Source organism: Pseudomonas sp. GT1P32, assembly GCF_054897805.1.
Genome location: NZ_CM142704.1, coordinates 2,774,503 through 2,788,792 on the forward strand (window position 1 = coordinate 2,774,503; position 14,290 = coordinate 2,788,792).

A 14,290-nucleotide genomic window follows, 5' to 3' on the forward strand; every position below is an offset into this window, starting at 1 on the left:
ACCAGATACACCGAGTCGCCAAGGATCGCCAGCAAGCCGGCTCCTACAGGGGTTTGTGCAATGCTTAAGTGATGCGCTCAGCCGCCTTGAGCAATTCGCGATTGTCGCCGCCTAACGCGACGGTCGCCCTGGCCGCTGCGTCGAGCAACAAGCCGCACGCCGTGGCAACTTTCTCCTGGCTGAATCGCTCCGCCGGGCCGGACAAGGTCAACGCACCGGTCAATTCATACGCGGCATTGAATACAGGCACCGACACCGAAGCTGTCTCCGGATCCCGTTCACCAAAGGAGCTCGCCCAGAATTGCTCGCGAATCGCACCAAGGGTCGGGTCGGACAGCGCGCCGAAGGCTCGCAGGACTTTGCCCGACGCGCCGGCATTCAGTGGGAATCGGGCACCTTCATGCAGGGAAACCCTGACTGCGCGCTTCGGCTCGACGCGAAACAACACCACGCGGCTGTCGTTTTCCCGTACGTAAAAAGAGGAGGTTTCGCCGCTCGCCTCGGACAAGGATTCCAGCAGCGGGTAGATCACGTCCCGCAGGCGGAATGAGGTCTGGTAGACCTGCGCCAACCGCAGCGGTTCGGGGCCGACGGCGTACTGGCCATCGCCGAGGCGGCGGATGAAACCGGCGCGTTCCAGTGAACTCATTAAACGCAGGATGGTACTTTTATACAGGCCGGTGCGCCGGGCGATTTCCGCCAGTGGCAGGCTGTTGCTGCCGACGTCGAACGCCGCGAGGATCGCAAAGGCGCGATCCACGGCCGCCACGCCGCCTTCGGCAGCGGGCGTGGAAGGTTCGTCTTCCGATGGGGTTTGTTTGCTCATGTTCGCTCGTGACAAAACTTCAGGACGGCGCCAGCACCGGGCTGCGCAGCGGCTACCTTAACCGTTGAGCGAACGGGCGACCACCCTTCACCCCTCGGACTTGATCACGCCAGCGCGATGCAGTGCGCTGATATCGCGATCCGAGTAACCCAACTCCGCCAGCAACTCATCGCTGTGGCTGCCCAACTCAGGCACATTCAAGCGCGTACCAAAGCGCTGGCCGTCCATTTCAAACGGCAGCATCGGCACCTTGACCGATTGACCGTCAGGCAACGTCACCTCAGCCATGCCACCCGACTCGTTCAGGTGTTTGTCGTCGAACAGGTCCTGAGGTCGCTGAATCGGTGAAAACGGCAGACCGGCCTTTTCACACAGCGCCATCACCTGTTCCTTGCTCATGCCCGCCAGGCATTCGCGGACTTGCGGCAGGATCACCTTGCGCGCGGCGACTCGCTGGTTGTTGCCGGCCAACTGCGGATCACTGCCGAAGGCATCGAAACCGAACACCTCACAAAAGCTTTTCCACTGACTGTCGCTGACCACGCCGAGGAAGACCTGCTCTTCACCAGCGCAACTGAACACGTCGTAAATCGCCCACGCCGAAACCCGACTGGGCATCGGCGCCGCCGGTGTGCCGGTGACCACGTTTTGCATCATGTGCTGGGCCACCAGGAACGCCGAATTCTCGAACAGGCCGGTCTGCACGAACTGCCCCTGAGCGCCTTGGTTACGCTGCAACAGCGCCGCCAGAATCGAAATCGCGCTGAACATCCCGCCCATGACGTCGTTGACCGACGCCCCGGCGCGCAAAGGCTGGCCGACCGGGCCGGTCATGTAGGCCAACCCCGTCATCATCTGCACCACTTCGTCCAGCGCCGTACGATGTTCGTAAGGGCCGGGCAGGAAACCTTTCATGGAGCTGTAAATAATGTCCGGCTTGATGGCTTTCACGTCGGCATAACCCAGGCCGAGTTTTTCCATGGTGCCGGGGCGAAAGTTCTCGGTGACCACATCGGCGGTGGCAATCAGCTTTTTGACCGCAGCAATGCCTTCGGCGGATTTCAGGTCGACGGCGAAGCTTTTCTTGTTGCGGTTGTAGGTGGTCCAGTACCCCGCACCGGAGCCCATCAAACGCCGGGTGTTGTCGCCCGCCGGAACTGGTTCGACCTTGATCACCTCGGCCCCGAGGTCAGCCAGCACCAGGCCGCAGGTCGGTCCCATGACCATGTGGACAAACTCGATGACCCGAATGCCGGCCAGCGGCAGAGGCTTTTGTTGTTGGCTGGGGCTCATATTCATAGTGCCTTCTGTGCATAGTGAAAATTCTTGCCGACCCCGGCGTCCGGGATGAAGCCGTACAGCGCTTCACCCGGCAGGCCCTGGCGCAACCATTCGCGGGCCTGCACCAGCCGATCGATGTCGATGCCGGTGCGCAGGCCCATGGATTCGAGCAGGTACACCAGGTCTTCGGTGACGATGTTGCCGGACGCGCCGGGCGCATAAGGGCACCCGCCGATGCCGCCCTGAGACGCGTCGATGGTGGTCACGCCGACGTCCAGCGCCGCGAGCACATTGGCCAGGCCCTGGCCGCGGGTGTTGTGGAAATGGGCACTGCCGGCAATGCCCGGCAATTCCTGGCGCAGCCGGGTGAACAAGCGCCGCACTTGTGTCGGGTTGGCGTAACCGACGGTGTCGGCCAGCCCCACTTCGTTGACGCCCAGCTCGGCCATGATCAGGGCCATGCGCACGGTGTCGTCGTCTGGCACTTCGCCCTGGATCGTGCAACCAAACACCGTCGACAAACCGGCCTCGATTTCGACGTGCGGGTACTGCTCGTTGCGCAAGGCAACGACGTTGCGCACCTCCTGATAAACCTCGACATGGGTCTTGCGGATGTTGGCCAGGGAATGGGGTTCGCTCACCGAAATCGGCATCGTGATTTTCTGCACGCCCGCCTTGAAGGCCGCTTCGGCGCCCTTGAGGTTGGGCACCAGCGCGGTCACGAACAGGTTGGGCAAGGTCCGCGCAAAAGCCACCACTGCAGCGGTATCGGCCATCTGCGGCAGCAGTTTCGGCGAGACGAAGGAGCCCACTTCGATCTCTCGTAGCCCGGCGCTCGCCAACGCGGCGATCCATTTCAGTTTCAGTTCGGTCGGCATGGTCGCCGCGACGCTTTGCAACCCGTCACGGGGCCCGACTTCGCTGACCAGAATATCGATTTCGTTCGAATGACCCATCACCAGCCCTCCTGAGACGCCACGAAAGCCCGTGTTTCAGAGCACTTCGATCTGCGTTCTACCTGACAGAATATTGTTCTATTTTTAGTATCTGCCGGGTTCCGGTGGCTTGTCAACGAATGGACAAAAACTTGACAGCGTAAAAATTTGATCGGAAAGTTGTTCCACCAAAAGGAATGATGTTCTGTCTAACAGAACACTATCAATGACAAAGCGTTGCTTTCGCCCGCCGTCATACCCGGACAAAACCTATAAAAAACGAGGGAAATCATGCTGACCCTACTCAGCTATTCGATGATCACGTGCTTCATGTACCTGGTCATGAGCAAACGCCTGTCGCCGCTGGTTGCGCTGTTGCTGGTCCCGGTCGCCTTTGCCTGCCTGGCCGGCTACACCACGACGCTGGGGCCGATGATGTTCGATGGCCTGAAAATGCTGGCCCCGACCGGGGTGATGCTGACCTTTGCGATCCTGTATTTTTGCATGATGACCGACGCCGGATTGTTCAACCCGCTGGTCAAACTGATCCTCAAAGCGGTGAAAGGCGATCCGCAGAAAATCGTACTGGGCACGGCGATTCTCGGGATTTGCGTCGGTCTCGACGGCGATGGCGCCACCACTTACATCATCACCTGCGCGGCGCTGCTACCGTTGTATCGCCGCACCGGCGTGCGCCTGCAAGTCATGGCCACGGTGCTGTTGCTGGCCATTGGCGTGATGAACATTCTGCCGTGGGCCGGGCCGTTTTCCCGGGCGGCCAGTGCCATGAAAGTCGACATTACCGAGCTGTTCGTGGCGATGCTGCCATTGATGGCCATCGGGCTGGTGTGGGTGATTTTTGTGGCGCTGTACCTCGGACGGCTGGAACGACGCCGCTTGGGCGTGGTGCAACTCGACGCCAATGAAGGGCTGGAGCACTTCACCGAATTTCGCTTGAACGACTGGCGTTTTCTGTTCAATGCCGCGCTGACCATCGCCCTGATCGCGATGATGATGCTCGCGGTGATGCCGCCAGCGGTGTTGTTCATGCTCGCGTTCGGCATTGGCCTGGTGGTGAATTTCCCCAACCTGAAAGAGCAGAAAGCGGTGATCGCGCGTCATGCCGATAACGTCATGGCGGTGACCTTACTGATCTTCGCGGCAGGGATTTTCGTCGGCATCATGGGCGGCACCGGCATGACCAAGGCCATTTCCGAAAGCCTGATTCACGTCATCCCGCAATGGGCCGGCAGTTCGATGTCGATCATCACCGCGTTCATCAGCATGCCGTTCACTTACGTGCTGACCAATGACGCGTTTTACTTTGGCGTGCTGCCGATCCTCGCCGAAACCGCCAGCCACTACGGCATCAGCGGCAAGGAAATGGCGATCGCCGGGTTGATCGGCCAACCGGTGCATTTGCTCAGTCCGCTGGTGGCGTCCACGTATCTGCTGTGTGGGTTGCTTGATCTGGACTATGGCGATAACCAGCGCATGACGTTGAAATGGACGATCGGCACGGTGGGGGTGATGTTGTTGGCGGCGCTGGCGTTGGGGTCGATTTCCGTCATCCGGTAATCAACTGTAGGAGCCGGCTTGCTGGCGATCGCCTCAACGCGGTGTGTCAGGGAGAATCGCCAGCAAGCCGGCTCCTACAGGGGATCGCGTTGCAATTTGCGGGCGAAAAAAAACCGGACCTGGGTCCGGTTTTTTTATGGGATCGCTACGGCGCTTTATTCAGCAGCCGGGGCTTCCGGCTTGCGGCGCTTGAGCGGGGCCATGCCGTCCTTGCTGACCAGCGACAGGGCGTCGGTCTTCGGGCGGTTGGCGATTTTGCGCTTGGTCGGTGCCTTGGCGCCGGTTTTCTTCTTCTCGCCCTTGGCGTCGACCTTTTTCTTCTTCACGCCAACCGCTTTGCCCGAGGCCTTGACCTTTTTCGGTCCGCCGTAGGTGCCTTTGACTTCCTTGATGGTGCGGCGCTCGAAGCTCTGCTTGAGGTAGCGCTCGATGCTCGACATCAGGTTCCAGTCGCCATGGCAGATCAGCGAGATGGCCAGGCCATCGTTGCCGGCACGACCGGTGCGACCAATGCGGTGAACGTATTCGTCGCCGCTGCGCGGCATGTCGAAGTTGATCACCAGGTCGAGGCCGTCAACGTCCAGGCCGCGAGCGGCAACGTCGGTGGCCACGAGGATTTTCACGCCGCCTTGCTTCAGGCGATCGATCGCCAGCTTGCGGTCTTTCTGGTCCTTGTCACCGTGCAGGACGAACGCTTTGTATTCCTGCGCCACCAGGCGACCGTAGATACGGTCGGCCATGGCCCGGGTGTTGGTGAACACGATGGCCTTCTGATAGGTCTCGTTGGCCAGCAGCCAGTTCACGATCTGCTCTTTGTGCTGGTTGTGGTCAGCGGTGATGATCTGCTGACGAGTGGTCGCATTCAGATCGCTGACGTTGTTCAGCTGCAGGTGTTCCGGGTTGTTCAGAACCTTGGCAACCATCTCGCGCAGGCCCGAACCGCCAGTGGTGGCGGAGAACAGCATGGTCTGCTGGCGATTGGTGCACTCGTCCACCAGACGCTGCACGTCTTCGGCAAAGCCCATGTCGAGCATGCGGTCGGCTTCGTCGAGCACCAGCACTTCGACTTCTTTCAGGTCGAGGTTGCCGGCGTTCAGTTGCTCGATCATCCGGCCCGGCGTACCGATCAGGATGTCCGGCACCTTGCGCAGCATGGCGGCCTGGACCTTGAAGTCTTCACCGCCGGTGATCAGGCCGGACTTGATGAAGGTGAATTGCGCGAAGCGCTCGACTTCCTTGATGGTCTGCTGGGCCAGTTCGCGAGTCGGCAGCAGGATCAGGGTCTTGATGCTGACGCGGATTTTCGCCGGGCCGATCAGACGGTTGAGGATCGGCAAAACGAAAGCAGCGGTTTTGCCGCTACCGGTTTGCGCTGTCACCCGCAGGTCACGCCCTTGGAGCGCCAGCGGAATAGCCGCTGCTTGCACAGGCGTTGGCTCGACAAATTTAAGCTCGGCCACGGCTTTGAGCAGGCGTTCGTGCAGGGCGAATTGGGAAAACACGGGTGCTACCTCGAAGAAATACAAAAAAACAGCTGCATAGGGTAACGGTTTCGAGCGCGAAGGCCGAGTTTCTTTATGCAATCGACCGTAAACAGTGGCTTTTTTGTTGCCTCTTTTGTCCTTAAACGTCATGCAAAGCGTCTTAAATGCTCTAATCGCTCCGACGCGCCCTATAGAAGAAACGGTTTTACCCATGGATATCAAACAGCTCTGGCTCAACGTCCAAGACCTCTGGGGTGCTCTCGACCAGCATCCGCTCCTGCATTCCGGCCTCGGGCTGCTTCTGTTGCTGGTGGTGGCGCTGACCCTCGGACGAGTGGCGCGTTACCTGATCCTGCACGCGACCAAAATGCTCGGCCGCCAACCGGCGTTGCACTGGGTCAACGACTTTCGCCAGAACAAAGTGTTTCATCGCCTGGCGCAGATGACGCCGTCGCTGGTGATCCAGTTCGGCCTGCACCTGGTGCCGGAGTTGAGCAAAACCAGCCTGATTTTCCTCGGCAACGTCGCACTGTCCTTCACCATTCTGTTCCTGGTGCTGGCGATCAGCGCCCTGCTCAATGCGTTGCTGGACATCTATGCCCGCACCGAACACGCCCGCACCCGCTCGATCAAAGGCTACGTGCAACTGGCGAAAATGGTTTTGTACGTATTTGGCGCGATCATCATCGTCGCCACGTTGATCGACCGCTCGCCGCTGTTGCTGCTGTCGGGTCTGGGCGCCATGTCGGCGGTGATTCTGTTGGTCTACAAGGACACCCTGTTGTCGTTTGTCGCCAGCGTGCAGCTGACCAGCAACGACATGCTGCGGGTCGGCGACTGGATCGAGATGCCGCAAGTCGGCGCCGATGGTGACGTGGTGGACATCACCCTGCACACGGTCAAGGTGCAGAACTTCGACAAGACCATCGTTTCGATTCCGACCTGGCGCCTGATGTCCGAGTCGTTCAAGAACTGGCGCGGCATGCAGCAGTCCGGTGGACGACGGATCAAGCGCAGCCTGTTCATCGACGCCAGCGGCGTGCGATTCATCCGCGATGACGAAGAGCAAAAGCTGTCCCAGGTGCACCTGCTGACCGACTACATCAGCCGCAAACAGGCGGAACTCAAGGCCTGGAACGAGGCTCAGGGCAACGTCGCGGCAATGTCGGCCAACCGTCGGCGAATGACCAACATCGGCACCTTCCGCGCCTATGCGCTGGCGTATTTGAAAAGCCACCCGGAGGTCCAGCCGAACATGACCTGCATGGTGCGGCAGATGCAGACCACGGCGCAGGGGATTCCGCTGGAAATCTATTGCTTCACCCGCACCACGGCGTGGGCGGATTACGAGCGGATTCAGGGGGATATTTTCGATTATCTGCTGGCGGTGCTGCCGGAGTTTGGCTTGAGCCTTTATCAGCAGCCGAGTGGCGGGGATCTGCGTGCCGGATTGCTCCCGGCCATGCTTGGCGCAAGCCACATCCCCGAACCCGAAAAACACATCATGTAAACACCGCCCCTTGTAGGAGCGTGGCTTGCCCGCGAAGGCGGAGTGTCAGGCAACATTAATGTCGACAGACACACCGCCTTCGCGGGCAAGCCTCGCTCCTACAAGGGTAACGGGGTTACTTGACCTGACGCTGCGGCGCCTTGTGCACCATGGTGTAGGCGTAATCCACACCCATGCCATACGCGCCGCTGTGTTCCAGCACCAGTTCCATCACCGCCTCGTAAGTGTCTTTGTGTGCCCAGTCACGCTGGTATTCCAGCAGCACTTGTTGCCAGGTGACCGGCACCGCGCCTGCCTGAATCATCCGCTGCACCGACATATCGTGGGCTTCTTTGGTGGTGCCGCCAGACGCGTCGGTCACGATGTACACCTCGTAGCCTTCAGCCAGGGCTTCCAGCGCCGGGAAGGTCAGGCAGACTTCAGTCCAGAGCGCGGCAATGATCAGCTTCTTGCGGCCGGTGGCTTTCACCGCGTCAACCAGCGCCTTGTCTTCCCAGGAGTTCATCGAGGTGCGCTCGATCGGCTTCTGCTCTGGGTGAACAGCCAGCAACTCCGGCCAGATGAAGCCGCTGAAGCTTTCGGTTTCCACCGAGGTGTAGATCGTCGGCACGTTGAAGATCTTGGCGGCCTTGGCCAGGCCGACGGTGTTGTTCTTCAGGGTCTGACGGTCGATCGACTGCACGCCGAAAGCCATTTGCGGCTGGTGGTCAATCAGGATCAGAGCGGAGTTGGTTGGGTTGAGCAGTTCACGAATAGACATGGCGCGTTCCTTTTGATGTCGATAATTCAAATCAGTAATGGGTTAGTCGACGTGGCTTCCAGAAGCTTTGTCGTCGGCTTGGATGTCACTTTAGGGGCTAGCAAGGAAAGGGACAATTACCTAAAATCGAGAATCATTGATTCTAAAATAGGGACAATCATGGATCGCATCGAATGCATGCGCGCGTTCGTCGTCACGGTCGGCGAGAACGGCTTTGCCGCCGCTGCACGGGCAATGGATGTGCCGCGATCAAAAGTCAGCAAACAGATTCAGGCGCTGGAGGAAGCCATCGGCGTGCAACTGCTGCAACGCACCACGCGCAGCCTGCACCTGACCGAGGCTGGCGCGGAGTATTTCGACGCGGCGCGGGAAGTACTGGCCTCGCTGGACGAAGCCGAACAGCGTGCCCGTAACGGCATCGGCGAGTTACGCGGGGTGCTGCGGGTCAATGCGCCGATGTCCTTCGGGTTGCGCCGACTGGGGCCGCTGATTCCGCTGTTTCATGAACAACACCCGAACATAGAGCTGCAACTGGTGCTCAGCGATCAGCAGGTTGACCCGGTGCGCGGTGGTTTCGACGTGACCATCCGCATCGCCAGCATGCCGGACTCGACGATGATTGCCCGGCAACTGGCGCCGGCCCCGCGAATCATGGTCGCCTCACCTGCGTATCTCGAACGTGCAGGCACTCCGCAGACGCCGCAGGATCTGCGCGCCCATCAATGTTTGAACTACGGGTATTTGCAAAGTGGCGTGAGTTTGCAGCTGTGCAACGGCAAGGAAACCCAACGGGTCAACGTCACGGGCCCGCTGCACGCCAACAATGGCGACTTGCTCGCCCAGGCAGCCGAGGCCGGCATGGGCATCGCGCTGTTGCCCAATTTCATTGTCGAGGATGCGCTGGCGGCTGGCCGATTGGTGCCGGTGATGTGTGAATGGCAGGCGCCTGCGATCACGATTAACGCGGTCTATCCATCGGCACGCCGGGTGCCGCAGAAGACCCGGACGTTCATCGAGTTTCTGGTGGCGCAACTCGCAGAGAAGTAACACATCCCTTGTAGGAGCGAGGCTTGCCCGCGAAGGCGGTGCCTCAGCCGACATCAATGTTGCCTGGCAGGCCCCGTTCGCGGGCAAGTCGGACCGCCGCACCGCTCGCTCCTACGAAGAGCGGATTGCGGTGGGTCTGATGCCCAACCGGCTGATCCACACCGCCATCAAAATCACCGATCCGCCAAAGAACAACCGCCCCAGTTCTTCATGCTGATTCCAGATCAGCAGATTGATCAGCAACCCCACCGGCACATGCAGATTGTTCATCACCGCCAGCGTCCCGCCATTCACCAGGCACGCGCCCTTGTTCCACCAGTACAACCCCAGCGCGGTCGAGACCAGGCCGAGGAACACCAGCACGCCCCATTGCAGCGGTGCTTCGGGCAGGAAGTTCTGTTTGCCGAACAACAGAAACGCCGGCAACGCCACCGCCAGAGCACCGAGATAGAAATAACCGAAGCGCCGGTAATGCGGCAGATCGCTTGGATGACGCGCCACCAGATGCTTATAAAGCACCTGCCCGGCGGCGTAGGTGAAGTTGGCCAGTTGCAGCAGCAGGAACCCCATGAAGAAATCCGGGTTGATCCGGTCGTAGCGAATCACCGCCGCGCCGAGCACCGCCACCAGCGCTGCAACCAGGGCCCATGGATTGAAGCGCCGGTTCAGCGCGTCTTCGATCAGCGTCACATGCAGCGGCGTAAGGATGGTGAACAGCAACACTTCCGGCACCGTCAGCACCCGGAAGCTCAGGTACAGGCAGACGTAAGTCACGCCGAACTGCAACGCACCGATCAGCAGCATGCCGCGCATGAACGCAGGCTCCACCGAGCGCCAGCGCGTCAACGGTATGAACACCAGCCCCGCCAGCAGCACGCGCACCAGCACCGCGAAGTAACTGTCGACATGACCGGCCAGGTATTCGCCGATCAGACTGAAGGAAAACGCCTGGATCAGCGTGACAAAAAGTAGATAGCCCATGCTCGCCTCGTTTTGAATGGCGGCGACGATAGCGGGTTTTGCCGGCGACCGCGAGAACACACAGATCCCTGTAGGAGCGAAGCTTGCTCGCGAAGACGGTGTGTCAGCCGCTATCTCTGTTGACTGTGACACCGTCTTCGCGAGCAAGCTTCGCTCCTACAGGTTTGTGGCAAACCACTAAATCGCAGGCAAAAAAAAGCCCGATCTCGCTAAAGCGTTCAATCGGGCTACAGCACTCAGGAGCAACAAGTGCAAAGGGAGGTCGATGCGCGTACAGGCTTGAAGGGTTGCGCCAGGTCACTAGACCATCCAGCGATTATCTGGCGATTAAAGCCTCAGGCCACTTGGGAAAGCTTGGCGTTGGCCTGGTTCAGGCCCTTCTCCTGGAAGTCACCGCCCAGGTTCATGCCTTCGGCGTGGATGAAGGTCACATCATGGATTCCGATGAAACCCATGACCTGACGCAGGTACGGTTCCTGATGATCCGCGGTGCTGCCGGCGTAGATCCCGCCACGAGCGGTCAGCACGTAAGCGCGTTTGCCGCTGAGCAGGCCTTGCGGGCCGGTGTCGGTGTATTTGAAGGTCACACCGGCTCGCAGCACGTGGTCGAGCCAGGCTTTCAGCGTGCTGGGGATCGCGAAGTTGTACATCGGTGCGGCCATGACCAATACGTCGGCGGCCAGCAATTCATCGGTCAACTGGTTGGAGCGCTCCAGGGAAGCCTGTTCGATGTCATTGCGCTGCTCGGCGGGTTTCATCCAGCCGCCCAGCAGGTTGATGTCCAGGTGCGGCACCGGGTTGACGGCCAGGTCACGGACGGTGATCTGGTCGTTCGGGTGAGCGGTTTTCCACTGGCTGATGAAGGTCTGGGTCAGTTGACGCGAAACCGAGTCTTGCTGACGGGCGCTGCTTTCGATGATCAGAACGCGGGACATGGGATGTAGCCTCCATCTGAGAATGCTGTAAGTCGATGGAGTGAAGGTTAAACAGAGTCATATCGATGAAAAAGCGCAAATAACTGCTATAACCCATCAATAAATTCGTTTATAAGCTGAGCATGACATGTGGGAGCGGGCTTGCTCGCGAAAGCGGTGTGTCATTCAACCAATATGTCGACTGATACACCGCTTTCGCGAGCAAGCCCGCTCCCACAGGATCTCGCTGTTATTTGGGGGTGCAGCTCAGGTCGATACGCATCTTGATGATGGTCCGGTTGAACTTGGCAGTGGCATTTTTGTGCTTGCCGGCAGCCACTTCGATATTGCGGGTGCGCGGCGCTTCCGGACCGTTATTGAAAACCACCTTACAGACTGCATCGGTGCTGCCGAAGTTGTTGACTTGAATGGAGGCGATGTCGGTATCCGTGTCGTACGCGTTGTAGTCGATGTCCAGGCCGTTCAGCTGTTTTTGTACATCGATAGGGTAGGCAAACGCAGTCAACGGCAACATCGCCAGCACCACACAACAGAATTTTTTCATTCGGCAGTCTCCAATAAGGACCGCCAGCTTAGGACAAGAGGAGCTCAAGATGAAAGCGCCCCGCGTGACCCTTGATCAATGGCGAACGTTACAGGCCGTGGTCGACCACGGCGGTTTCGCCCAGGCCGCCGAAGCGCTGCACCGCTCGCAATCGTCGGTCAGCTACACCGTGGCGCGCATGCAGGATCAACTCGGCGTGCCATTGCTGCGTATCGACGGCCGCAAGGCGGTGCTGACCGAGGCCGGCGGCGTCTTGCTGCGTCGCTCGCGGCAACTGGTGAAACAGGCCAGCCAACTGGAAGACCTGGCGCATCACATGGAACAAGGCTGGGAAGCGGAAGTGCGTTTGGTGGTCGACGCCGCCTACCCCAGCGCCCGCCTCGTCCGCGCCTTGACCGCGTTCATGCCGCAAAGCCGTGGCTGCCGCGTGCGTCTGCGCGAAGAAGTATTGTCGGGCGTGGAAGAAGTCCTGCTCGAAGGCGTGGCCGATCTGGCGATCACCGGGTTCAGTATTCCCGGCTATCTGGGCGCGGAGTTGAGCGACGTCGAATTCGTCGCCGTCGCCCACCCTGAGCACGCCCTGCATCGATTGAACCGTGAATTGAATTTCCAGGACCTGGAAAGCCAGATGCAAGTGGTGATCCGCGACTCCGGCCGTCAACAGCCACGCGACGTCGGCTGGCTTGGCGCCGAACAGCGCTGGACCGTCGGCAGCCTGGCCACCGCCGCGACGTTTGTCAGCAGCGGCCTGGGATTTGCCTGGTTGCCACGGCACATGATCGAACGCGAATTGAAGGAAGGGACGCTCAAGCTGCTACCGTTGGATCAGGGCGGTAGCCGGAACCCGAGTTTCTACCTGTATTCAAACAAGGAAAAACCCTTGGGCCCGGCCACGCAAATCCTCATCGAACTGCTGCGCACCTTCGACACCGCGCCGCTGGATGCGCCCTTCGCTGCCCCAGAACAAGCCTGACACGGAGTGATCGCATGGCCTATTTCGAACACGAAGGTTGCAACCTGCACTATGAGGAATATGGCCACGGCACGCCGTTGCTGCTGGTTCACGGGCTCGGTTCCAGCACCCTGGACTGGGAAAAACAGATTCCGGCATTGGCGACCCGCTACCGGGTGATCGTCCCGGATGTGCGCGGCCACGGTCGCTCCGACAAACCCCGCGAGCGCTACAGCATCGCCGGGTTCAGCGCCGACCTGGTCGCCCTGATCGAACATCTGAACCTCGGCCCCGCACATTACGTGGGCCTGTCGATGGGCGGCATGATCGGCTTCCAACTGGCGGTGGATCAGCCGCAATTGCTCAAGAGCCTGTGCATCGTCAACAGTGCGCCCGAGGTCAAATTGCGCAGCCGCGACGATTACTGGCAGTGGTTCAAGCGCTGGAGCCTGATGCGCGCACTCAGCCTGGGCACCATCGGCAAGGCCCTTGGTGGCAAACTGTTTCCCAAGCCGGAACAGGCCGAATTGCGTCAAAAGATGGCCGAGCGCTGGGCAAAAAACGACAAACATGCTTATCTCGCCAGCTTCGACGCGATTGTTGGTTGGGGGGTTCAGGAACGACTTTCCAGGGTGTCCTGTCCAACCCTCATTGTCAGCGCCGACCGGGACTACACGCCGGTCGCGCTGAAAGAGAACTATGTAAAACTGCTGCCCGATGCGCGGCTGGTGGTGATCGCCGATTCGCGTCACGCCACCCCGCTGGATCAACCCGAACGCTTCAACCAAACCCTGCTCGAGTTTCTCACCGCAGTCGACACCACCACACTCAGGATCACTGACCCATGCTGAAAAAAATCGCCCTCGTCGCTGGCACCGTTCTGTTTGCCGCCAACCTGATGGCCGCTACGCCCGCCAAGGCGCCACACGTTTTGCTGGAAACCACCAACGGCCAGATCGAAATCGAACTGGACCCGGTCAAGGCGCCGATCAGTACCAAGAACTTTCTTGAGTACGTCGACAGCGGCTTCTACAACAACACGATTTTCCACCGTGTGATCCCGGGCTTCATGGCCCAGGGCGGCGGTTTCACTGCGCAGATGGCGCAAAAAGACACCAAGGCACCGATCAAGAACGAAGCCAGCAACGGCCTGCATAACGTGCGCGGCACCTTGTCGATGGCGCGTACGTCGAACCCGGATTCGGCCACCAGCCAGTTCTTCATCAACGTCGCCGACAATGCGTTCCTCGACCCGGGTCGCGACGCCGGTTACGCGGTATTTGCCAAAGTGGTCAAGGGCATGGACGTGGTGGACATCATCGTCAACTCCCAGACCACCACCAAAAGCGGCATGCAGAACGTGCCAATCGACCCGGTGCTGATCAAGTCGGCCAAGCGCATCGACTAAGATCCACAGGCACAGGGATGTTGAGCGGCCGCCGGCATTCGGCGCCGCT

13 protein-coding genes and 1 pseudogene are annotated in these 14,290 nt (G+C 59.8%); 6 read left to right on the forward strand and 8 right to left on the reverse strand.

Annotated features, from left to right (window positions below; all coding sequences use genetic code 11):
* Positions 1-64 precede the first annotated feature (64 nt).
* The 3 genes from ACYZUC_RS12700 to ACYZUC_RS12710 form a co-directional block, all read right to left on the reverse strand.
* The gene (locus ACYZUC_RS12700) at positions 65-826 is read right to left on the reverse strand and encodes an IclR family transcriptional regulator (RefSeq protein ID WP_461996071.1); all 762 of its coding nucleotides are present in this window, start codon (positions 824-826) and stop codon (positions 65-67) included.
* Between the two features lie 87 nt (positions 827-913).
* A complete protein-coding gene (locus ACYZUC_RS12705; RefSeq protein ID WP_461996073.1) occupies positions 914-2,125 on the reverse strand; it encodes a CaiB/BaiF CoA transferase family protein in 1,212 nt (403 codons plus the stop codon).
* Positions 2,122-3,063, reverse strand: coding sequence for a hydroxymethylglutaryl-CoA lyase (locus tag ACYZUC_RS12710; protein ID WP_461996074.1), 942 nt, complete (start codon positions 3,061-3,063; stop codon positions 2,122-2,124). Before ACYZUC_RS12710 ends, ACYZUC_RS12705 begins: the two co-directional genes overlap by 4 nt.
* 270 nt (positions 3,064-3,333) lie before the next feature.
* Between ACYZUC_RS12710 and ACYZUC_RS12715 the strand changes: the two genes are divergently transcribed.
* Positions 3,334-4,620, forward strand: coding sequence for a CitMHS family transporter (locus ACYZUC_RS12715; protein ID WP_008044013.1), 1,287 nt, complete (start codon positions 3,334-3,336; stop codon positions 4,618-4,620).
* Positions 4,621-4,775: 155 nt separating this feature from the next.
* Here the strand turns inward: ACYZUC_RS12715 and ACYZUC_RS12720 are convergent, their stop codons facing one another.
* On the reverse strand, positions 4,776-6,122 hold the full coding sequence (locus ACYZUC_RS12720; protein ID WP_008034278.1) for a DEAD/DEAH box helicase: 1,347 nt from the start codon (positions 6,120-6,122) through the stop codon (positions 4,776-4,778).
* Between the two features lie 193 nt (positions 6,123-6,315).
* Here ACYZUC_RS12720 and ACYZUC_RS12725 point away from each other — a divergent pair, with 193 nt between their 5' ends.
* Complete coding sequence (locus ACYZUC_RS12725; protein ID WP_461996077.1) at positions 6,316-7,614, forward strand: mechanosensitive ion channel family protein; 1,299 nt, start codon at positions 6,316-6,318, stop codon at positions 7,612-7,614.
* A gap of 115 nt (positions 7,615-7,729) precedes the next feature.
* On the opposite strand, the gene ACYZUC_RS12730 is transcribed toward ACYZUC_RS12725, so the two are convergent.
* Positions 7,730-8,374 (reverse strand): hydrolase, encoded by a 645-nt coding sequence (locus ACYZUC_RS12730; protein ID WP_008040938.1) that lies wholly within the window; start codon positions 8,372-8,374, stop codon positions 7,730-7,732.
* A gap of 159 nt (positions 8,375-8,533) precedes the next feature.
* Between ACYZUC_RS12730 and ACYZUC_RS12735 the strand changes: the two genes are divergently transcribed.
* Positions 8,534-9,421, forward strand: coding sequence for a LysR family transcriptional regulator (locus ACYZUC_RS12735; RefSeq protein WP_008034284.1), 888 nt, complete (start codon positions 8,534-8,536; stop codon positions 9,419-9,421).
* Positions 9,422-9,532: 111 nt separating this feature from the next.
* On the opposite strand, the gene ACYZUC_RS12740 is transcribed toward ACYZUC_RS12735, so the two are convergent.
* From ACYZUC_RS12740 to ACYZUC_RS12750, 3 genes are all read right to left on the reverse strand, one after another.
* Positions 9,533-10,402, reverse strand: a complete 870-nt coding sequence (locus ACYZUC_RS12740) for a carboxylate/amino acid/amine transporter (RefSeq protein WP_223481451.1) — start codon at positions 10,400-10,402, stop codon at positions 9,533-9,535.
* 335 nt (positions 10,403-10,737) lie between these two features.
* A complete protein-coding gene (locus tag ACYZUC_RS12745) occupies positions 10,738-11,337 on the reverse strand; it encodes an FMN-dependent NADH-azoreductase (RefSeq protein ID WP_008034287.1) in 600 nt (199 codons plus the stop codon).
* A gap of 229 nt (positions 11,338-11,566) precedes the next feature.
* Positions 11,567-11,881 (reverse strand): 3-phosphoglycerate kinase, encoded by a 315-nt coding sequence (locus ACYZUC_RS12750; RefSeq protein WP_461996080.1) that lies wholly within the window; start codon positions 11,879-11,881, stop codon positions 11,567-11,569.
* A 49-nt stretch (positions 11,882-11,930) separates the two neighbouring features.
* Between ACYZUC_RS12750 and ACYZUC_RS12755 the strand changes: the two genes are divergently transcribed.
* From ACYZUC_RS12755 to ACYZUC_RS12765, 3 genes and pseudogenes are all read left to right on the forward strand, one after another.
* Complete coding sequence (locus ACYZUC_RS12755; protein ID WP_008034291.1) at positions 11,931-12,854, forward strand: LysR family transcriptional regulator; 924 nt, start codon at positions 11,931-11,933, stop codon at positions 12,852-12,854.
* Between the two features lie 14 nt (positions 12,855-12,868).
* Positions 12,869-13,674: pseudogene (locus ACYZUC_RS12760) on the forward strand (alpha/beta fold hydrolase).
* A 3-nt stretch (positions 13,675-13,677) separates the two neighbouring features.
* Positions 13,678-14,241, forward strand: a complete 564-nt coding sequence (locus ACYZUC_RS12765) for a peptidylprolyl isomerase A (RefSeq protein WP_008034295.1) — start codon at positions 13,678-13,680, stop codon at positions 14,239-14,241.
* The last annotated feature ends 49 nt before the right edge of the window (positions 14,242-14,290 follow it).